The organism is Agrobacterium sp. 22117 (genome assembly GCF_052045735.1).
In the GTDB taxonomy this organism is placed as follows: domain Bacteria; phylum Pseudomonadota; class Alphaproteobacteria; order Rhizobiales; family Rhizobiaceae; genus Agrobacterium; species Agrobacterium cavarae.
Genome location: NZ_JBQEPP010000006.1, coordinates 66,463 through 86,606 on the forward strand (window position 1 = coordinate 66,463; position 20,144 = coordinate 86,606).

A 20,144-nucleotide genomic window follows, 5' to 3' on the forward strand; every position below is an offset into this window, starting at 1 on the left:
CCGAGGGGAGGAGGCAAAGTCTCCCAAAAGCCATCACCAAAACCGGAGGAAAACAACATGAAACTGTCTCGTATTCTACTGGCATCGGCAGCACTTGCCCTCTCACTCGGCTCCGCGAACGCCGCCGAAGTCAAGAAGATCGGCCTTGCAGTGGCCAATCTTCAGGCAAACTTCTTCAACCAGATCAAGCAGTCGGTGGAAGCAGAAGCCAAAACGCGCGGCATCACGGTCGTGACCGTCGACGCTAAGGGTGATGGCCCGACGCAGGTCAACCAAATCCAGGATCTTCTGACCCAGAATATCGACGCGCTGATCTACATTCCTGCCGGTGCTGCTGCCGCGACCGTTCCGGTGAAGCTTGCAAAGGCCGCCGGCGTGCCTGTCATCAACGTTGACCGTAACGCAGACGGTGCGCCTGGCGATACGTTCCTGGCGACTGATTCCGTCGCATCTGCAAAGTCAGTCTGCGACTACATCATCAAGCAGGCTGGCGGTAAGGGGAAGATGGTCATCATTCACGGCCAGAAGGGCACGACGCCAGAAGTGGATCGTACCAAAGGCTGCATGGAATCCGTCAAGGCGAACCCGGATGTGAAGATCGTTGCTGAACAATGGTCGAACATGTGGAGCCAGGACGAAGGCTTCCAGATCATGCAGAACATGCTTCAGGCAAATCCGGATGTCTCCATCGTCTTCGCTCAGGCGGACGGTCTGGCACTTGGCGCAGCGCAGGCCATCAAGGTTGCCAATCCATCGCAGAAGATCTTTGTTGGCGGTTTTGACGGTGACACCGCGGCCCTCGAAGCGCTGAAGAACGGAGTCTTCAATGCGACAGCCACCCAGCAGACGCAGAAGATGGGCCGCACTGCTGTCGAGATGGCCGTGAAGATTGTCGGCGGCGAGAAAGTTGCACCGGTTCAGTTGATGGATGCGACCCTGACCACCAAGGAAAATGTCGACGGCTTTATTGCTAACCATCCTTGATTACACTGCGGGTGCCGTTTCTCGGCGGCACCCCACCTCTTCGAACCGGACATGGCGCGTTGCGACCATCCGGTTGTCTCGATTGCAAGTTTTGGGAGGTCGCAAGCATGCGTGAGCCGGTTCTTTCGCTGCGTGGCATCAGCAAACGTTACGGTCCGCTTGAGGTCTTAAAAAACGTCGATCTCGACGTTCATGCTGGCGAGGTCGTCGCGCTTCTGGGCGAAAACGGCGCGGGCAAATCGACCCTGTCTGGCATCATTGCGGGATCGCGCGAACCATCGCAAGGCACCATGACCTGGCTTGGCCAACCCTACGCCCCCGCCTCGCCGCGCGAGGCGATCGACAAGGGCGTCGTGCTGATACACCAGGAACTGAAGCTTCTGCCTGAGCTATCCATTGCGGAGAATGTTTTCATCGGGCGCTGGCCGATGAAAAATGGCAAGGTCGATCGTGCCGAGATGGTGAGGCGCGCGCAGGAGCAACTGGCCCGCCTCAATCTACACATTCCCGCCTCCCGCAAGGTCGCAGGCCTTTCCACTGCAAACCAGCAGCTCATTGAGATCGCCAAGGCGCTGGCGCTTGATGCGAAGCTACTCATCCTTGACGAGCCGACAGCAGCCCTTGGCGGGGCGGAAACGCAGGCGCTGTTCGAACAGGTCCGAAAGCTGAGGGCTGAGGGCGTTGGTATCATCTACATTTCGCACCGAATGGAGGAGATCCGACAAATCACCGACCGGATCGTCGTCTTGCGTGATGGAGAACGGGTCAACGAGTTCGCTGATAGTTCTACGCCCGTACGCACCGTCGTGGAGAGCATGGTCGGCCGTTCGCTGGAGCGCATGTTCCCTACCCTACCGAAGGCCAGCCAAAAGGTCGTGCTCGAGGTCAAAGGACTGACAGGCGTCAACAACGCATTTCGCAATGTCAGCTTCGATGTGCGTGCCGGCGAAATTCTTGGTATTGCAGGCCTCATCGGCGCTGGCCGGACCGAATTGGTGCGGGCAATTGCCGGTGCAGATGCGACTTCTCAGGGACAAATCATCCTCAATGGCAAACAGCTCAACCTGAAATCACCCTCCGATGCCATCGATCATGGCATCGTCATGGTGCCGGAGGATCGCAAGCTTCAAGGGCTCGTGGTCGAGCATGAAATCGGCGAAAACATTATCTACGCCAATCTCGACTTGCTTGGAACACGTTGGGTCACACCCGGGCTCAAGCGTCGCTTCGCCAATGCTGCCATTTCGAAGTTTGGCGTCAAAGGCAAAGGTGAACAGCCGGCATCCGATCTCTCTGGTGGCAATCAGCAAAAGGTCGTCATCGCCAAGTGGCTGGCGCGCAACCCGCGTGTGGTCGTGCTGGATGAGCCAACCCGTGGCATCGATGTCGGCGCACGCGCCGGCATTTACGACATCATCGTCGATCTGGCGAAACAGGGCGTGGCGGTTATCGTAGTCAGCTCCGATCTTGAGGAAGTGCTGGGTGTTTCCAGTCGCATCCTCGTGCTTGCCCAGGGAAATCAAGCTGGCATTCTCAACCGTGATGAAGCCAACGATGTGTCCGTTATGGAACTGGCGACAATCTGAAAAAGGAAATCTGCATGTCCATCATTACGCTTAACGCGCCGAAGCTTTTCGATCTCTCCGGTCAAGTCGCCCTCGTAACGGGCGCGGGTTCTGGTATCGGCCAGCGCATCGCGATGGGCCTGGCACAAGCCGGTGCCGATGTCGCGTTGCTCGACCGCCGCACAGACGACGGCCTGGCACAAACGGCTGACTTTATTGCAAGGGCCGGCCGCAAGTCTGTTCAGATTGCAGCAGATGTCACTAGCAAGCAGGCGCTGACCGACGCGGTGGCCAAAACCGAGGCTGATCTCGGAGCACTGTCGCTTGCCGTCAACGCTGCAGGCATCGCCAATGCCAATCCTGCAGAGGAAATGGACGAGAGCCAGTTTCAGACGATGATGGATATCAACCTGAAGGGCGTTTTCCTTTCCTGCCAGGCTGAGGCTCAGGCCATGTTGAAGCACGGACGCGGATCAATCGTCAACATTGCGTCCATGTCCGGTGTGATCGTCAATCGCGGGCTGATGCAGTGCCACTACAACGCCTCCAAAGCAGGCGTCATCCACATGTCGAAATCTATGGCGATGGAGTGGGTCGGTCGTGGCCTGCGCGTCAACACGATCTCTCCCGGCTATACAGCGACGCCGATGAATACGCGTCCAGAAATGGTTCACCAGACGAAACTCTTTGAAGAGCAGACGCCGATGCAGCGCATGGCCAATGTCGACGAAATGGTTGGTCCGGCCATCTTCCTGCTGTCTGATGCAGCAAGCTTCGTGACCGGCGTCGATCTTCTGGTCGATGGCGGGTTCTGCTGCTGGTAACCGGCAGTCTTCGATCCAGATTACAAAATGAAAATGCGCCCGAACTGGGCGCATTTTGCATTGGTGACCTCAAGCCACCTGCTTGCGCTCTTCGGCTTCCCGGGCATTCACATATTCGACCAAGTCCTTAATCGTCACGAGCAAAAGACCGTGCCGTTCGGCAAACACCTCTAGATCGGGCAGCCGGGCCATGGTGCCATCGTCATTGGCAACTTCGCAGATGGTCCCAGAGGGCGCCTTTCCTGCGAGACGGCAGAGATCAACAGCGGCTTCCGTGTGGCCGGTGCGGCCGAGAACGCCTTGTGGATTGGCCCGCAACGGAAAGATGTGTCCAGGCCGAGCAAAATCTTCCGGCTTCGTCCCTTTCGTGACCAGTGCGTGCACGGTTTTGGCACGGTCCTGTGCGGAAATGCCGGTGGTCGTGCCAGGAATGTAGTCCACCGAAACGGTAAAAGCTGTTTTGTGGTATTCCGTGTTGCGCGGGACCATCAAGGGAAGCTCCAACTCGTCCAGTCGCTCTCCCTCCATGGCGACACAGATGAGACCACGAGCGTGGCTCATCATGAATGCGATCTGGCCGGGGGTGATGGTCTCCGAGGCGGCGATGATATCGCCTTCATTTTCACGATCCTCATCATCCACAACGATGACCATGTCACCGCGAGAGATAGCTGCGATCGCGTCTTCAATTTTTGAAATAGTCATGTCTTGCCTTTCAAGGGTTATGCCGTTTCCGGCACTTTCGCGTTTGATTAAACGCCAAATTTCCCTTGGGCGAACAACGTAATTAGGCCCCACAGGATGTGGATCCTCACTACCTTGTTCTCTTCCATCCGGACTATACCGTCGGCTCCGGCATCGCACCGGATCTGCTGACCTTCCGAAACCCGGAAGCGCTCGCGGGCTCCGGGATCAATCCCGATACCGCCGGTGGGGAATTGCGCCCCGCCCTGAGAACAAAACAATCATACGGCAAGCAGGAGTGGTATTTCAAGTTAGAAATAATGCATTGATTGGAGGCACAAGCTCGATTGTCGAGTTGCCGCACCCCAACTAGCAGCTAGACTTCATGATCTTTGACTCTCGTCCATTAAGTTCAAACCTTCGTCCTCTTGCAGTAGGCCATGAAATCCGGGCTGAACGCTTCCGTTACAACCACGCCGTCGAAGCCCTCAAAGATCGGAATCCGCCGCAACGGCGCCTGCCAATAGTCCCCAGGACTGCATGAGAGATCTCAGTGCATCTCTGTCAGCAGCTTCGAGGACCGGAAGACCTGGCTCACGGACCGGCCCGACATGAAAGCCCTGCAGGGCAACAGCTTCCTTCACAACGGTTACATTGGCGCCATTGCGATACTTGGTTCTCAGCCGTTCGAACAACTCGATCCGCTCGACGACGGAACGGGCAGCGGCAAAATCGCCAACTGCGAGCGCCGCTTGCACCTGTAGCGAAAACTCTGGGGCAACATTGACCAGCCCGGATGTGAAGCCCCTCGCTCCAACCGCAGCAAAAGCAGGCGCCCAGCTTTCGGCCAGTCCGCATACATAAAGTGCACCGTTTGAGTCGGACGCGGCAATTGAGCGGGACAGTAACATGACGTCTGTCGTCGCGAACTTTATACCGACGATATTGGGATGAGCGGCAAGGCGCGTCATATCTTCGACGCTAAAGCCTTCAGCCCGGACGTAGGCGACGAGCGGCAGTTCGCTTGCTTCAGCAAGTCCGCGGAAATAGTCGATCTGGGATTGGGGCGCGGCGAAAGGATCCACGGGCTGATGCGACATCACCGCCGAGGCGCCCATGGATTTTGCTCGCCGTGCCATAGCAACAGCCTCGCGCTGAGACCTCCCGATGGCAGCCGTTACCGGCGCGACGCCTTCCACACCTGCCATGGCGGCCTCATAAACCTTGAGAATTTCATCGATCGTCAAGGCGTAGAACTCGCCGGTGTTGCCCGCAGCCACGATATTGTGGATACCGGCGCGCGCAACGCGGCTGTAAATCGTGGCAGTTACCTGTGCATCGATCTCACCATCTGTGCCGTAGGCAGTGATCGGCACGCCTGATACGCCGTGCAATCGGTCGCGCATGTCGAAGCGGTTCATGTCAGAAATCTCCAAATGAAAAGGATGTGCGGCTAAAGCGCAAACCGTTGAACGGGAGCGCCGGCGACAGGCGCATCGAAGGCGATGAGAGTGCCTTGTGCCCTCGACGTCCCCTCGCCGGTTGTCAGGCTGGTAACATAAAGCGTCTTGAGATCCGGCCCGCCGAAACAGGGCATGGTGGGACCGGCGAAAGGCATCTGGTAAATTTCGACGATCTGGCCTTCAGGGGAAATCCTATTCAAGCGACCGCCCTGCACGCCGGCGCTCCAATAGTAGCCTTCGCAATCGGTCGCAGCACCATCCGGTCTACCTTCGCCAGGGACAAAATCGTGGAGACGCTCTGTAGCTCCAACTGCACCAGTGTCGGCATCGAAATCGAAGGCTTGGAGCATGGGGCCGCTACTATCAGAGTGGTACATGCGTCGGCCGTCGGGACTCCAGGCCAGACCGTTGGACGTCAACAATCCCCCATCAATCAGGCAGGTGAAGCTGCGGTCGGGTGAAACGCGATAGAGTCTCGCATTCCCGGTTTGAGGAACGGCCTCGTCTCGCGTTCCCACCCAGAAATGACCGTCCGGCCCGACTTTACCGTCATTGAGGCGACTGTCCGGCCTTCCCCCGTCAGGATCGCAGAAGAATTCAAGTTGACCTGTTGCCGGATCAAGGAGATGAACGCCAGTCTGTAGTCCGGCGAGCACCATGCCGTTTTCGCACAGACCGAGGCAACCAATCGCCGCCGGCATGTCGAAACGATCGAGACTTCCGTTCGCCCTCAGCCGATAGGCAGCCGGTGCGAGAATATCGACGAACCAGAGAGCACCGGTTCGCTCGTCCCAAACGGGCGATTCTCCGACTGAAAGCGGCGTATCGATGAGCGAGCGAATTTTCGGTTCGAAAATCCTTTGTGACATCATGCCTTCCTCTTTCCCCCCGAGCCGCCTCACGAGACAAAGCTCCGCTCCAGCGTGTGGCCCCAGACCACACCCATTCAAATTGTTCGATGCGGGATTGTCGTCGTCCCGAAGATGTTTTGTTAACTTCCCACCCCTTGGAACATGCGGGCACGTGCCATCAGGATATGGTTCTTCATCGCGTCGTGAGCGGCCTGTTCGTTTCGTGCGAAAATCGCCTCGACAATTGCTGTGTGTTCTCCCTGCACCTCACGCACGTGATGCGGAGGCCGCTTTAGACTCAGGCTTCTCGTAACCGACTGACCGATGGAAAAGTGAGGCCTGAACAGGGTTCGGACTGTCGCATGAAACTGGTTTCCACTCGCAATCGCGATGGCCTCATGGAGCGCAAAATCTTCGTCAGCACCCAGGTCTCCTCGCTCCAGGCATTTTTCCAGCGCCAGGATCGCGTCAGAAATGCGAGTGCGGTCCACAGCTTGCCAGTTCCGGGCGGCCAATTCAGCCGCCGACGCTTCGAGGCCCGCCCGGAACTCAAAGAAACGTTGGACATCAGCTAGAGACCCAACCGGCACTTGCTGCAAAATCGAGCGGTCTGGCCTTTGTCGCACATAGGAACCCGATCCTTTGCGCGACACTATAAGGTCATCATTGCGAAGGCGCTCCAGTGCTTCTCGCACTACCGGGCGCGACGCTCCCAAAAGGGCGGCAAGATTCTGTTCGGACGGCAACCTCTCGTTGACCGGGAAACGGCCGTCCGCAATCATCGATACGATTTTCTCGTAAATGATATCGCTGAAGCGGGTATCGCCTCTCGTCGGCGTCGTCGCAACTGGACCGTCCATCAGCGCCTCTTATCCTTTCTCAACTGCTCGAACTCTCCCTACACTTCCGGATAGAGACCGAAAACACTACGGCACGCGAGTCCTTTCTCAACGAAGACCTCAAGCACCGCCTGCTCGACTGCATCCTCCCACCACCTTTTGGGTAGTAGCGATTGTACAACCAGTGCCTCTGACCTTCGGCTTTCCACGCTCAAACAGGATGAGCGCGAGGAATTAGGGTGGGAAAATTGCCTCCCCACGCCTCTTTGTTGAAGTAGGTGTCAATCCTCCGCTTTGACAGCCTGAAGCTTTCCGAAACTTTAGGAACACATAAAAAATCTGTAATAATCTGTCAATACTTGTAATCATCTGAAATCTGATTATGGTGCCCTTATCCGATGAGGAGATCGGAGAACGGTCGGGGAGGCCGTGGCCGGCAAACCGCCTAGCGTGGCGCCGGGTATCATCTTTGGGAGGGATTTCGGAATGCGCGAGAAGCAAGGACTTTCGCTGGGCGTGACGCGCCGTACGTTTTTGGCAGGTGTGGGCGGGGCCGTGGCCCTCTCAGTTGCCGGCGGCGTTGCCAAGGCGGCAAGTAGTGGAGAAGCGCCACAGCTTGCAGCCTTGGTAAAGGATGGAAAGCTGCCTGCGCTGAAAGATCGACTACCCGAAAACCCTCTAGTCGTCACTCCGCATGAGAAAATCGGTACCTACGGTGGCACCTTGCGACGCGGTATCCGCGGCTCCTCCGACCATAATGGCATCCTGCGCATGGTGGGCAACCAGGGTTTGGTACGCTGGAACCTCGAATTCACCGAGGTACTGCCAAACCTGGCAGAAAAATGGGAGATCAACGCCGACGCGTCGGAATTCACCTTCTATCTGCGTAAGGGGACCAAGTGGTCCGACGGTTACCCCTTCACCGCCGATGACGTGGTCTTTGCAATCGAAGACGTGGTGAAGAACAAGGAGCTTTACGGATCTACTCCGGCCCAGGTCTCAATTGGTGGAAAGGCTGTGGATGTTGCCAAAGTCGACGACTACACCGTCAAATTCAAATTTGCGGCGCCGAATGCGCTCTACCTCGAAAACCTGGCAACGCCTTTGGGTCAGCATCCAACCTTATTTGCAAAGCACTACTGCAGCAAGTTCCTCCCAAAATACAACACCAGCATCGAAGCCGAAGCGAAGGCGGCAGGTGCAGCAAGTTGGACCGAGTTCTTCCGCAGCAAATGCGGTGATATCGAAATTCCGTCCCGATGGTCGAATGTGGACAAGCCTACTCTCGATCCATGGGTCGTGAAGGAGCCCTACTCCGGCGGCGCAACGCGTGTCGTGATGACGCGTAACCCCTACTTCTGGCAAGTAGACACCGAAGGAAACCAGTTGCCCTACGTGGATGAGATCAATTTCGGCATTTCCCAGGACGTCGAATCCCTGATGTTGAACGTCATCTCCGGCAAGATCGACATTCAGGAACGCCATATCAGCACGCTGGCCAATAAGCCCACTCTGTCCGAAAACGCGAAAAAGGGCGACTACCGTTTGATGACGCTTGTGCCCTCTGCGGCGCAGCAGTGCCAGATCTATCTTAACATCACTCACAAAGATCCGGCTATGCGGACGATGTTCGCCGACAAGTCCTTCCGCCAAGCGCTTTCCTTTGGGCTCAATCGCCAGGAAATCATCGATATCGTCTATTTCGGTCAGAGCGAGGGATACCAGACAGGACCCCGCCCTACTCATCCTTGGTACCACGAGAAGCTTGCACGCCAGCTTACCGAGTACGACCAAGACAAGGCCAATGCCATGCTGGACAAGGCTGGCTACGACAAGAAGAACGACAACGGCATTAGGCTTCGTCCTGACGGTCAGCCTATATTCTTCGCAATCGATGTGATCCCGACCCTCTATCCGGATCTTGTCGATGCGCTTGAACTGGTAAAGGCTCAGTGGGCCCAGATCGGTGTGGACATTAAGGTGAACACCATCGAACGCGCGCTCTACTATACACGTGGAGACGACAACGCCCATGATGCGGCCGTTTGGCCCGGCCCAGGCGGTCTCGACCCGATGCTCGATCCGCGTGACTTCTTCGCCTTCCATCCGCAGGGTTCGCGCTACGCCATACCGTGGGCACAGTGGTACACATCGAACGGGCAGAAGGGCCAGGAACCACCTGAAAGCCAGAAGAAGCGTTTCAAGCTTTTCGACGAGGCCCGCTCGACCGCCGACCTGCAAAAGCGTGGCGAGAAGATGAAAGAAATCTTCGATATTGCGGCAGACGAGTTCGAGACGATCGGTGTCTGCCTGGCTGTCGGCGGTTTCGGGATCATTCGCAACAATCTGCGCAACGTTCCTGAAACGGAACCCGACAGCTGGACGTGGCCAAATCCAGGTCCCGCCCTGCCCCAGCAATTCTTCTTCACCAGCTAAGGCACGGCCAACCAAGCCTATTAAGCGCGAGACGCTGATCTGAAAGGTCGCAACCGCTTCACGCGAACGATGGACGGTGCCGCATCTTCAAAATGCGGCACCCCTTTGATCCGCCACCCGCCGTCCTTCCGATGAAGATCAATCGGTCGGAAAACGTCAGCCATGGCCTTGCTTGCGAGAGACTTATGCTAGCCTTCATCGTTAAACGCCTTTTATGGATGATCCCATCGCTCTTTGCGGTCAGCTTCCTCGCTTTCGTCTTGATACAGCTGCCGCCGGGCGACTATGTCACGACCTACGTCGCAACGCTCGCTTCCTCCAATGAGGTGGTCGATCAGAATACCGCCGCGCTGCTCCGCGAACGTTTCGGTCTCGATCAGCCGATGATCATTCAATATCTAAAGTGGGTGTGGGGAATCGTCACGCGGGGCGATTTCGGCATCTCCTTCGAATGGCAACAGCCGGTATCCGGTCTGATCTGGGAGCGCATGGCACTGACCCTCGTGCTCGCCATTGCTAGCCTTCTGGCCACTTGGGCGATTGCGCTTCCCATAGGCGTCTATTCTGCGGTCAAGAAGTACTCGATTGGGGACTATTTCTTCACCGCATTCAGCTTCTTCGGTCTCTCAATACCCTCTTTCCTACTGGCGCTCGTGCTGATGTATGTCGCGGCCGTGGAGTTCGGGCAGGATGTCGGCGGCTTGTTCTCGCACGAATATCAGGCCGCTCCTTGGAGCATCGGCAAGATGATAGACCTGATGCAGCATATCTGGCTGCCGGTTATCATTCTTGCGGTTTCCTCGACAGCAAGCCTCATCCGCGTCATGCGGGCTAACATGCTGGACGAACTGCCCAAACCCTATGTCACGACCGCACGTGCCAAGGGTCTATCGGAGTTTCGTCTGCTGACGAAGTACCCCCTTCGTATCGCGCTTAACCCGTTCATCTCTACTATCGCATGGCTTTTGCCAAACCTGATTTCCGGTTCCGTTGTCGTCGCGATCGTTTTGAACCTTCCGACAGCTGCGCCTTTGCTGCTTCAGTCGCTGATGGCGCAGGACATGTATCTCGCCGGTGCCTTTGTCCTTCTGATCTGCGCACTGACGCTTATCGGCTCCCTGATCAGCGACATTCTACTGGCCCTCGTCGACCCCCGAATCCGTCTCGAATAGGAGCGCGCCCATGACTGATATCGCTATCACCGCTGGTCGCCCCGATCGCGCCGCCGTCGCCTCGCAATGGCAGCTGATCTGGTGGGCCTTCAAGCGCCACAAGCTCGCCATGGCTTCACTCTTCATAACCCTCGCGATGTACACGGTGGCCCTCGTGCCGGGCTTCTTCGCGGTCAACGATCCTGTCCTGCAAAACGCTCGTGCAACGTTCCATCCGCCTCAGCGCGTTCATCTTTTTGATACGTCGAACGGCTTTGAGATGGGACCCTATTACTACCCGATGAAGCTGACCCGTGATCCCAACACTCTTGCAGCCATTTTCACGGAAGACACCACAAAGAAGGTGCCATTGCAATTTTTCGGCCGCGGTTATGAATACAACGTGCTGGGACTGTTCTCCTCCAACATTCATCTGCTAGCCTCCACCGACAAGAGCCGGCCGCTTTTCATCTTTGGCGCTGATCGTCTGGGACGCGATGTGTTTAGCCGAGTTGTCCAAGGCGCGCAGGTTTCGTTGTCGATCGGACTTGTCGGTGTCGCTCTGTCGCTTTTGCTCGGCGTCGTCCTCGGCGGCATTTCGGGCTATTACGGTGGACGCATCGACTTCGTCATGCAGCGCGTCATCGACTTCGTGCTGTCGCTGCCGACGATCCCGATCTGGCTGGCGCTTGCTGCGGCCCTTCCGCAGAACTGGCCGGCGACGATGCAGTACATGATGATCACCGTCATCCTGTCGCTTACCGGTTGGGCACAGCTTGCTCGCGTGGTGCGCGGTCGCTTCCTCTCCCTTAGAACGGAAGAATTCGTTGCTGCCGCGCGTTTGGATGGCGTGCCAGAACGGCGCATAATTTTTCGCCATATGCTCCCAAGTTTCTCCAGCCATATCATCGCTTCGGTGACACTTGCCGTACCGGCGATGATCCTTGCGGAAACCTCGCTGTCCTTCCTTGGCCTCGGCCTGCAGCCGCCGACGATATCCTGGGGCGTCCTGCTGCGTGAAGCGCAGAACATCCGCTCTATCGCGACAGCCCCATGGCTCTTCCTTCCTGGTGTGGCTGTCGTCATCGCGGTGATGGCGCTCAACCTTCTGGGTGACGGCCTACGCGACGCCGCCGACCCGTACAACAAGTGAGATCACCGATGACAGACATCCCGAACATCGCGCCGCGCAAACCGCTCCTCGACGTCAGGAATCTCGTCACAGAGTTTCCTCTCCGAACCGGCGTCTTCAAAGCCGTCAATGATATTTCCTTTTCGATTGAACCGGGCAAGACGCTCTGCGTCGTGGGAGAGAGCGGCTCCGGCAAGTCGGTGACGGCGCGCTCCATCCTCCAGATCGTAGATGCTCCCGGTCATATCGCATCAGGATCTGTTCTTCTTAGCCGCGCCGATGGTTCAGTTGTCGATCTTGCCAAGCTTGATCCGCGTGGCAAAGCGATCCGCTCCGTGCGCGGAGCGGATATAGCTATGATCTTTCAAGAGCCGATGTCTTCACTTTCGCCGGTTCACACGGTCGGCGACCAGATCATGGAAGCGCTACGGCTGCACCTGAAGATGAGTAAGGCGGAAGCGCGCGCCGAAGCAATCTCACTGCTGCGGCAAGTTGAAATTCCAAACCCCGAGACGGCCATCGACAAATACGCTTTCCAGTATTCAGGCGGTATGCGCCAGCGAGCTATGATTGCGATGGCACTCGCCTGCAAACCGCACCTCCTGATCGCCGACGAGCCAACGACTGCTCTCGACGTGACGACCCAAGCCGAAATCCTCGATCTCATCGCTCGGCTACAAAAGGCGAACGGTATGGCGGTGCTGTTCATTACCCATGACATGGGCGTAGTGGCGCAGATCGCCGATGATGTCCTCGTAATGCATCACGGTGTCGTCAAGGAATACGGTCCGGTAGAGCAGATCTTCCACGAGGCGCGCGATCCCTATACCAAAATGCTGATCGGTTCGGTGCTAAAGCTCGAGCAGAAGGCGGAAATACGGCTGAAGCGCCCGCCCCTCGATACGACCGCGCCACCGCTTCTCGAAATACGCGATCTGACGATGCACTTCGGCGCGATGAAGGCCCTGGACGGTGTGTCGATCAAACTGCTGCCTGGCGAGACGCTTGGCATCGTTGGAGAAAGTGGCTCTGGCAAGACGACGATGGGGCGCTCCATCATGAGGCTCTACGACCCGACGTCCGGCGAGATGCTCTATCGGAAGGCAGACGGTCGCATTATCGATCTCGCAAAGATCGAAGGCGAAGAGCTGCAGGCCGCGCGCCGGGAGCTGCGCATGGTGTTCCAGGATCCTTTCGGGTCTCTCAACCCCCGCATGACAGTTGCTCAGATCATCGGCGAACCGCTCCTCGTCAACGGGATAGCTAAAGGCCGCGAGCTGGACGAACGGGTCTGTACGCTGATGGAGCAGGTCGGGCTCGATCCAAACGGTCGCGAGCGCTACCCGCACGCCTTTTCCGGCGGGCAACGCCAGCGCATTGGCATCGCCCGTGCCATCACGCTCAAACCGCGCATCATCGTCGCCGATGAAGCCACTTCTGCGCTCGACGTGTCGGTGCGTTTCCAAGTCCTCGATCTTTTGATGCGTATCCAGGACGAGCTCGGTCTCGCTTACATCTTCATCAGTCATGATATCGGCGTCATTCGCTACATGTGCGACCGGGTCGGCGTCATGTATCGTGGCAGGCTCGTGGAAGTCGGCGACGCTGAGAAGATCTGCAGCGCGCCCGATCACCAATACACGCAGGCACTGCTTTCGGCCATCCCACGTCCCGATCCGAGAGACCGCGATCGTTCGCGGCGGTTCCGGTACACAGAGCCTGCGGTGCACATCGTCCCTCCCCTCGCCGCAACCAAGAATGGGAGCGTGCAACGATGAAAATTGAGGCCAATCGTACCGCTGCCGTGCACGCCCTGCAAATCGCCTGCTCAAAATTGATATCGGGCGGGTGGCCGGCCGTATTAACAACTGCAATGAGGGCAGGTGCAATTGGCTCCTCATCAAGTGAAGACCTCCCTCCCATCCCCACGCAGAAAAGCGCCAAATCCTCCAATACCGGAACCTGCGGCAAGGCTCGACATGCAGACGCGCATTGCATGGATTGAATATTTCAAAGCTTAAGGACGAGACGAAAATGAAAATTGATCGGATGCGGGTGTACGTCACCCGCGACAAGGATAGGCCCCGTGTCATTGTTGCACTCGATACAGATGATGGCCTGACTGGCTGGGGCGAGTGCTACAACCACGGACCTGATCTCGCCTTGCCACCCATCCTCGATTATCTCTACGGCTTCATTGCCGGTCAGGACCCGACGCGGGTAGAGTATCTCTATAATCTCATGCTGCAGCAAAACCGGTTCCCGCCCGGCGCGCTTGGTCTGTCTGCCATTTCGGGCCTCGATCACTGCCTTTGGGATCTCGCGGCCAAGGCCGCGGGTGTGCCAGTCTACAAGCTACTTGGTGGCGAAGTCCGTGACCGGATCAAGGTCTATGCCGGCGTTTATACGGCACCGGATGTCCCGGCAGCCAAGGAAGAACTCGACAGGCTGAACGCCGAGTGGGGGTTTACCGCATTCAAGCTTAGCCCATGGCGGATTGACATGCACAGCCACCGCTGGGGCGAGGTCGTGCGCAGTTCCGCCGAGTATTTCCGCTCGCTGCGCGAAAACGTCAGTTCCGACTACGAAATCGCCTTCGACGCGCATGCGAAGATTTTCGAGCCCGCAGCAGCACGTCAGCTAGGAAACGCGTTGGCACCATACGATCCTCTTTTCTACGAGGAGCCGCTACGTCCCGAAAACATCGAGATGTATGGCGATCTGAAACAGGGGCTGAACTGCACTCTGGCCACTGGCGAAAGCCTTTACAATCGCAACGAGTTCCTTCGCCTTTTGCAGGTCAAGGGCGCCGATCTGATCCAGCCCGATATCTGCGTGGTGGGAGGTATTTCGGAGATGCGCCGTATTGCCACTTTGGCGGAGGCCCATTTCGTCGGTATTGCCCCTCATAACCCCATGGGACCGCTCGCAACCGCCGTTAACGTGCATTTCTCAGCTGCCCAGCAGAACTTCAAGATCCTCGAATATCGTCTTCCGAAGGGACAAGGATACATCTACGGCGGGACCGAGGTTCACAAGCAGGAGGAGACGACACGCTATGTCATCGATCCGTACCTGCCAAAGGACGGATATCTCGAACTCCGCCCCGACCGGCCGGGCTGGGGCGTCGAAATGGATGAACAGGCTATGCAAGAAGACGGCTACATCCACTGGCAGCGGCGCGTTCCCAAGCGTCCGGATGGATCCTATGCCTTTGCCTGATATGGTCGAAATCGCCAGTGGGCCTCTGTTGGCCCGCTTTGCTCCTGGATGGGGCGGTCGTTTGACGCATCTTGTCCATGCTGAACTCGGCGATATTCTTGTTCCAACGCATGAGACGGAGTTCGATCCATGGACCTGGCCGAAGGCTGGAGCTTATCCTCTGTTTCCCTATCACAACAGAGTGGCTGGCGCAGCCTTCTCTCATCTTGGAAGAGATTACACCGTCGTCCCTCACCCGGCGCTCGCAGGCGATGCCATGCATGGCCCCGCCCATCGGCGCGGATGGCGTATCGAGGAGCAAGCGAGTGATCGTGTGACGCTCAGGCTTGATTACCGGACCGATGATGAATGGCCGTTTTCTTTCACCGCGTGGCAGACGTTTACTCTAGACGATCAAGGATTATCCTTAAAGCTGAAGCTTCTGAACCGCGCAGATCATCCTGCTCCGGCGGTTATCGGATGGCATCCTTATATCCAGGCTAGTCTTGACAATAAGGCATATACCGACGCGACTGCCGCCTACGTGCTCGATCGATTGAACATGCCGATCAGCTCTGTTCCGGTTCACCATGACTATGCGACGATCCCGGCCTCGTCCGGCTATACGCTGCACTTTTGCAACTGGAAGAGGGCGGAGTTGCTGCGTGACGAAGCCAAATTAGTGATCTCTGCCGACCCGATTTTCGGTCACATCGCCGTCCATCGAACTGAGCGCTACCTCTGCCTTGAGCCGGTTTCTGCAGCCGCTGGCGTACTAAGATTGCCAGAGAGCGAAAGACAAGCATCAGGCTTCGCCGTGCTCGGACAAGGCGAGCATCTGTCCGGCCGCATCAGAATGTCCATCACCTCTATCAAACACGGAGAGCCCTCATGAAACGTCTTCTGATCACAGGCGGGGCTGGTGCAATCGGCCGAGTTATGCGCAAACGCCTGTCCGGTCTTGCAGACGCGATTCGCCTGGCCGATATCGTTACCTTGACGCCTGAGCACGACCGCGAAGAATGCATTCAGTGCGACCTAGCGGATGCAGCAGCCGTAAACGCCATGGTCGCAGATTGCGACGGCATTCTCCATCTGGGCGGAATTTCCGTGGAACGGCCCTTCGATGAGATACTCCACGCCAACATTATTGGGATGTATAATCTCTACGAGGCCGCCCGGGCACATGGACATCCGCGCATTCTCTTTGCCTCTTCGAACCACACGGTCGGCTTTTATCCGCAAACGCAGAGGCTGGGAGCGGATGAGCCGCTTAGGCCAGACGGGCTCTATGGCGTGTCAAAAGGTTATGGCGAGTTGCTGGCTCGCATGTATTTCGACAAGTTCGGTCAGGAAACAGCATCGGTTCGTATCGGCTCTTGCACGAAAGAACCGGTCGATTATCGGATGCTATCCAGTTGGCTATCCTACGAGGATTTCGCCACCCTTACCGAACGCGTCTTCACTGTCCCAGTGCTCGGCTGCCCCGTCATCTGGGGTGTTTCATCAAATCCTGCTAGCTGGTGGGACAATTCAAACGCCGCCTGGTTGGGCTGGCAGCCACGAGATTCTGCCGAAAACTGGCGCGAAACGATCGAGGCTGAAGGAATTCCATCGGCAAATGATCCACTGGTCACCAGACAAGGTGGTCGCTTCACCGAACTCCCGATCATTACCAATAAGCCGCCAGTCTGAGAAAGAAGAATGACAATCCGAGGCCGGCACCCACTAAGTTCTCAAAAATAGGTTCTTAGCGGCTTGCAGCCAGCCACCCAATTGAGGAGGAACGGTATGTATGTAGGAACACAGCTCGCCGCGCGCGACGATGATGACTACCGCATGTGGGCACAGCTAGGCGTCAAGCACATTTGCGCGGACCCTGATGGTCCGCTGGGCGCATGGAATAGGGACGATCTGACGCGGCTGCGCGATAAGGTCGAAAGCTTTGGCCTTGAACTGGACATGATCCAGCTTCCGCTCCCATCCAGCCCGATCGAGACAGCCACCTATCCGGACATCCTGCTTGCGGGGCCCAATCGCGATCGGCAAATCGATGCGATTTGCACCCTGATTGAAGACCTCGCAGCCGTCGGCGTCCCCGCCGCCAAGTACAATCTCAACCTTATCGGTATTCCTCGCACGCCAGACGAGGCCGGTCGAGGGGGATCGATGAACGCGTCGTTTCGCTGGAACAAGATTGATCAGAACGCAGCGCCCGGTCTGGCGGGAGCCTTATCAGAGGACGAGAACTGGGAGCGCATCGATTATTTTCTCGAGCGCGTAGTTCCCGTTGCCGAAGCCAACAGGATCCGCCTTGCCTGCCATCCGCACGATCCCTATACCCCGCCAGGCTACAAAGGAGTCACGCGCGTCCTTGGTACTGTTGATGGACTGAAAAAGTTCGTGACCATGCGCGAAAGTCCGTATCACGGCCTGAATTTCTGCCAAGGCACAGTGGGTGAGATGCTGGATAATCCACGCGAAGAAATCGAAGACGTCATACGCTGGTTCGGCGAGCGCGAGAAAATCTTCAATCTGCATTTCCGCAACATCCGCGGTCGCAAGCTTTCTTTCATGGAGACTTTCCCAGACGAGGGCGACATGGACATGGCACGCTCGCTACGCGTCTACAAGGAGGTCGGCTATCAGTACATGATTATGCCGGACCATGTCCCAACGATCAGCGGTCGCGACCCCCAGGGCGTCGCCTTCGCCTTTTGCTACGGCTACACCACAGCCCTGCTTCAGGCACTAGAGACCTACTGACCCCAACATCTACAATCAGGATAATATTATGGACCCGAACGAACTCAAGACGGCTCTGGGCAGCGGACTGCTCTCTTTTCCCGTGACAACATTCAATACCGATTTCTCCTTCGACGAGGACGCCTATCGAGAGCACATCGCCTGGCTTGACGGCTTCGGCGCAGCAGTATTGTTTGCTCCTGGTGGTACCGGCGAGCTGTTCTCCCTAACGCCGTTGGAGGCGGCCTATGTCACAAAGGTCGCCAAGGCCACGTCCGTGAATACCCCGATCGTCGGTGGTGCGGCCTACGGAACTGCCATGGCCGTGGACATGGCAAAGGCTGCGGAGGCAGCTGGTGCTGACGGCGTCCTGCTTTTGCCCCCTTACCTAATGCTCTGCGAACAGGACGGTCTCGTCGCTCACGTTAAGGCCGTCTGCGACGCAGTTGGCGTTGGGGTCGTCGTCTACAATCGAGACAACATCGTGCTATCAGCGGAAAGCATCGCGCGACTTTGTGATATCTGCCCAAATCTGATCGGTTTCAAAGATGGCTATGGCGAAGTCGACCGGGTAATCGAGATCACGACGATGCTCGGCGATCGGCTGACTTACATCGGCGGAATGCCAACGCACGAACTTTACGCTACGGCATATTTCGCAGCCGGCGTAACAACCTACTCCTCTGCCGTCTTCAACTTCGTGCCGGAGCTCGCTCAGCGTTTCTACAGCGCGCTACGTGCCGGCGAAACCGACATCACCAATCAGATATTGAAGGATTTCTTCTTTCCGCTGACCAAACTGCGCAACCGAAAGAAAGGCTACGCCGTATCGATTATTAAAGCAGGTCTACAGGCACGTGGACGCAAGTGCGGACCGGTGAGGCCCCCACTGACCGACCTGACAGCAGAAGAATTCGCGCTCCTCAAACAGATCGTCAAGGCAGCGGCTTGATTGTTCTGCTGCTGAGAAGCACACAGTCAAGTTTGCAATGAAGAGAATGGATCCCGTCTGCGACTTCGATTTCGATTTCGATTTCGATTTCGATTTCGAGGTTGACGTAGCGGCCCACTAGATCGAAACGGCCCATTGCGTTGTGAAGTGCTACCCGATTTTGGGCCAGCCGGAGCTGGATTTTTTCGGGGTTTGACGCCGTCATGCCCTCCCTGGCCCCCGCGCGTGCTCCGTGGCGCGAGGCAGGTGGCTAGTCTCCTCGGCGTTGCTATCTGCGGCTATTCGTCGGACGCGAAAATCCCGTTATGTTCGCCAGTAACTGGAGCGCTATTGTCCTTCGTCGGTCCCGATAGTAAAAAATCAGCATTAAAACGCAGGAGAACCACAGAGTTGGTGGCGATCAGGCGCCGGCGATAATGTCGAAACGCTTCAGTATAGCGGTGATTTCTGCATCTTGTTCTGCATTGGGAAGAAGCGCAGGCTGACGGCTGGCCCCTACGGACGCATCTTGGACGTAAAGCGCTCGCTTGACCATGGCAGGCGCAAATCCAAGCGCATAAAGGTCTGTGCGAAAGGCGGTGAAGAGAGCCTGCTGGCGCTCCGCCTTGGCAATATCGCCAGTGTTGAAGCCGTTCAAAATGCCCGCCAGCACCTGGGGAATGGCGTTGCCCAAGCCAGAGATGCAGCCCGCTGCACCATTTTGTAGCGACCAGAGCACCAGATGATCGGGACCGGAGTAGACTTCGAAACCGGGTACGTCGCGGGCGACCGCGAGGTAGGCTTCCAGCGTCTCCTTTGCTCCGCCACTGTCCTTGATCCCCGCAATATTGCCATGTGCCGAAAGCGTCCGTGCAGTCTCAGGCTCGATGTGGTTCTGCGTGCGGGCCGGAATGTCATAGAGGTAGATCGGCGTCTTCACCGCATCGGCAACTGTGGAAAAATGCCGGATTAGTCCGTCCTGCGTGCAAGCAATGAAAAAGGGGGTGATGACAGCAATTGCATTGACACCAATGCGGTCGAATTCGCGTGCAAGCTTCAGCGTCTCAAATGTCGCCGGCATACCTGCATTGACGATTACGTCAACCTGACCATTGACTTCATCGACCACGGCCTCGGCAAGCTTGACCTTTTCGTCGAAGGTCAGCGCAGAGAAATCGCCATTGGTGCCGGCACACATGATGTTGTTGCCAGCCTCGACCTGTCGGCGCACCTGCGCGCGCGTGGCCTCGAAATTGATGGTCTCGTCCTCGTTGAAACATGTGACGAGAGCGACGAAGGCCTTTTTCGACATGATGAGATACTCCTCAGAATTATGAA

General features: G+C 57.1%; 17 protein-coding genes and 1 riboswitch. Of the genes, 12 read left to right on the plus strand and 5 right to left on the minus strand.

All coding sequences use genetic code 11. From position 1 onward, the window contains the following. Positions 1–57: 57 nt before the first annotated feature. The 3 genes from ACTJKV_RS17545 (at position 58) to ACTJKV_RS17555 (ending at position 3,373) form a co-directional block, all read left to right on the plus strand. The gene (locus tag ACTJKV_RS17545) at positions 58–984 is read left to right on the plus strand and encodes a substrate-binding domain-containing protein (protein WP_113181006.1); all 927 of its coding nucleotides are present in this window, start codon (positions 58–60) and stop codon (positions 982–984) included. Between the two features lie 107 nt (positions 985–1,091). Continuing rightward, positions 1,092–2,570: a sugar ABC transporter ATP-binding protein gene (locus ACTJKV_RS17550; RefSeq protein WP_343107366.1), complete on the plus strand. Its 1,479-nt coding sequence runs from the start codon at positions 1,092–1,094 to the stop codon at positions 2,568–2,570. Positions 2,571–2,584: 14 nt separating this feature from the next. Beyond that, entirely contained in the window at positions 2,585–3,373 is a 789-nt protein-coding gene (locus tag ACTJKV_RS17555; protein ID WP_440599159.1) for an SDR family oxidoreductase, read from the plus strand. A gap of 69 nt (positions 3,374–3,442) precedes the next feature. Here ACTJKV_RS17555 and ribB read toward each other — a convergent pair whose 3' ends face one another. From ribB to ACTJKV_RS17575, 4 genes are all read right to left on the minus strand, one after another. Next, positions 3,443–4,078 (minus strand): 3,4-dihydroxy-2-butanone-4-phosphate synthase, encoded by a 636-nt coding sequence (gene ribB / locus ACTJKV_RS17560; protein WP_062426905.1) that lies wholly within the window; start codon positions 4,076–4,078, stop codon positions 3,443–3,445. 112 nt (positions 4,079–4,190) lie between these two features. Then, a riboswitch (FMN riboswitch) is annotated at positions 4,191–4,335 on the minus strand. Positions 4,336–4,545: 210 nt separating this feature from the next. Then, entirely contained in the window at positions 4,546–5,478 is a 933-nt protein-coding gene (locus ACTJKV_RS17565; protein WP_440599160.1) for a dihydrodipicolinate synthase family protein, read from the minus strand. A gap of 32 nt (positions 5,479–5,510) precedes the next feature. After that, entirely contained in the window at positions 5,511–6,392 is an 882-nt protein-coding gene (locus tag ACTJKV_RS17570; RefSeq protein WP_440599161.1) for an SMP-30/gluconolactonase/LRE family protein, read from the minus strand. A 119-nt stretch (positions 6,393–6,511) separates the two neighbouring features. Beyond that, positions 6,512–7,231, minus strand: a complete 720-nt coding sequence (locus ACTJKV_RS17575) for a FadR/GntR family transcriptional regulator (protein ID WP_062442744.1) — start codon at positions 7,229–7,231, stop codon at positions 6,512–6,514. A 465-nt stretch (positions 7,232–7,696) separates the two neighbouring features. On the opposite strand from ACTJKV_RS17575, the gene ACTJKV_RS17580 reads away from it, so the two are divergent. The 9 genes from ACTJKV_RS17580 to kdgD all read left to right on the plus strand — a co-directional run bounded on the left by ACTJKV_RS17580 (position 7,697) and on the right by kdgD (position 18,827). After that, complete coding sequence (locus ACTJKV_RS17580) at positions 7,697–9,646, plus strand: ABC transporter substrate-binding protein (RefSeq protein WP_112520287.1); 1,950 nt, start codon at positions 7,697–7,699, stop codon at positions 9,644–9,646. Between the two features lie 185 nt (positions 9,647–9,831). Further along, positions 9,832–10,818, plus strand: coding sequence for an ABC transporter permease (locus ACTJKV_RS17585; protein WP_062426900.1), 987 nt, complete (start codon positions 9,832–9,834; stop codon positions 10,816–10,818). A gap of 10 nt (positions 10,819–10,828) precedes the next feature. Continuing rightward, positions 10,829–11,950: an ABC transporter permease gene (locus ACTJKV_RS17590; protein ID WP_062426899.1), complete on the plus strand. Its 1,122-nt coding sequence runs from the start codon at positions 10,829–10,831 to the stop codon at positions 11,948–11,950. 8 nt (positions 11,951–11,958) lie between these two features. After that, positions 11,959–13,707 (plus strand): ABC transporter ATP-binding protein, encoded by a 1,749-nt coding sequence (locus ACTJKV_RS17595; RefSeq protein ID WP_440599162.1) that lies wholly within the window; start codon positions 11,959–11,961, stop codon positions 13,705–13,707. A 256-nt stretch (positions 13,708–13,963) separates the two neighbouring features. Further along, positions 13,964–15,151 (plus strand): galactarate dehydratase, encoded by a 1,188-nt coding sequence (locus ACTJKV_RS17600; RefSeq protein WP_062426897.1) that lies wholly within the window; start codon positions 13,964–13,966, stop codon positions 15,149–15,151. Next, positions 15,138–16,025 (plus strand): aldose epimerase family protein, encoded by an 888-nt coding sequence (locus tag ACTJKV_RS17605; protein WP_111849094.1) that lies wholly within the window; start codon positions 15,138–15,140, stop codon positions 16,023–16,025. Before ACTJKV_RS17600 ends, ACTJKV_RS17605 begins: the two co-directional genes overlap by 14 nt. Next, positions 16,022–16,825 (plus strand): NAD-dependent epimerase/dehydratase family protein, encoded by an 804-nt coding sequence (locus ACTJKV_RS17610; protein ID WP_111849092.1) that lies wholly within the window; start codon positions 16,022–16,024, stop codon positions 16,823–16,825. The genes ACTJKV_RS17605 and ACTJKV_RS17610 overlap by 4 nt, the downstream gene beginning before the upstream one ends. Positions 16,826–16,921: 96 nt before the next feature. Next, positions 16,922–17,896 (plus strand): mannonate dehydratase, encoded by a 975-nt coding sequence (locus ACTJKV_RS17615; protein ID WP_112520288.1) that lies wholly within the window; start codon positions 16,922–16,924, stop codon positions 17,894–17,896. A 25-nt stretch (positions 17,897–17,921) separates the two neighbouring features. Next, positions 17,922–18,827, plus strand: a complete 906-nt coding sequence (gene kdgD, locus ACTJKV_RS17620; protein ID WP_186330262.1) for a 5-dehydro-4-deoxyglucarate dehydratase — start codon at positions 17,922–17,924, stop codon at positions 18,825–18,827. Positions 18,828–19,227: 400 nt separating this feature from the next. On the opposite strand, the gene ACTJKV_RS17625 is transcribed toward kdgD, so the two are convergent. After that, positions 19,228–20,118: a dihydrodipicolinate synthase family protein gene (locus ACTJKV_RS17625; RefSeq protein WP_062442722.1), complete on the minus strand. Its 891-nt coding sequence runs from the start codon at positions 20,116–20,118 to the stop codon at positions 19,228–19,230. Positions 20,119–20,144: the final 26 nt, after the last annotated feature.

Coding starts and splice junctions, on each gene's coding strand:
- ACTJKV_RS17545 (WP_113181006.1), top strand. CDS start 58: ATGAAACTGTCTCGTATTCTACTGGCATCGGCAGCACTTGCCCTCTCA.
- ACTJKV_RS17550 (WP_343107366.1), top strand. CDS start 1,092: ATGCGTGAGCCGGTTCTTTCGCTGCGTGGCATCAGCAAACGTTACGGT.
- ACTJKV_RS17555 (WP_440599159.1), top strand. CDS start 2,585: ATGTCCATCATTACGCTTAACGCGCCGAAGCTTTTCGATCTCTCCGGT.
- ribB (WP_062426905.1), bottom strand. CDS start 4,078: ATGACTATTTCAAAAATTGAAGACGCGATCGCAGCTATCTCTCGCGGT.
- ACTJKV_RS17565 (WP_440599160.1), bottom strand. CDS start 5,478: ATGAACCGCTTCGACATGCGCGACCGATTGCACGGCGTATCAGGCGTG.
- ACTJKV_RS17570 (WP_440599161.1), bottom strand. CDS start 6,392: ATGATGTCACAAAGGATTTTCGAACCGAAAATTCGCTCGCTCATCGAT.
- ACTJKV_RS17575 (WP_062442744.1), bottom strand. CDS start 7,231: ATGGACGGTCCAGTTGCGACGACGCCGACGAGAGGCGATACCCGCTTC.
- ACTJKV_RS17580 (WP_112520287.1), top strand. CDS start 7,697: ATGCGCGAGAAGCAAGGACTTTCGCTGGGCGTGACGCGCCGTACGTTT.
- ACTJKV_RS17585 (WP_062426900.1), top strand. CDS start 9,832: ATGCTAGCCTTCATCGTTAAACGCCTTTTATGGATGATCCCATCGCTC.
- ACTJKV_RS17590 (WP_062426899.1), top strand. CDS start 10,829: ATGACTGATATCGCTATCACCGCTGGTCGCCCCGATCGCGCCGCCGTC.
- ACTJKV_RS17595 (WP_440599162.1), top strand. CDS start 11,959: ATGACAGACATCCCGAACATCGCGCCGCGCAAACCGCTCCTCGACGTC.
- ACTJKV_RS17600 (WP_062426897.1), top strand. CDS start 13,964: ATGAAAATTGATCGGATGCGGGTGTACGTCACCCGCGACAAGGATAGG.
- ACTJKV_RS17605 (WP_111849094.1), top strand. CDS start 15,138: ATGCCTTTGCCTGATATGGTCGAAATCGCCAGTGGGCCTCTGTTGGCC.
- ACTJKV_RS17610 (WP_111849092.1), top strand. CDS start 16,022: ATGAAACGTCTTCTGATCACAGGCGGGGCTGGTGCAATCGGCCGAGTT.
- ACTJKV_RS17615 (WP_112520288.1), top strand. CDS start 16,922: ATGTATGTAGGAACACAGCTCGCCGCGCGCGACGATGATGACTACCGC.
- ACTJKV_RS17625 (WP_062442722.1), bottom strand. CDS start 20,118: ATGTCGAAAAAGGCCTTCGTCGCTCTCGTCACATGTTTCAACGAGGAC.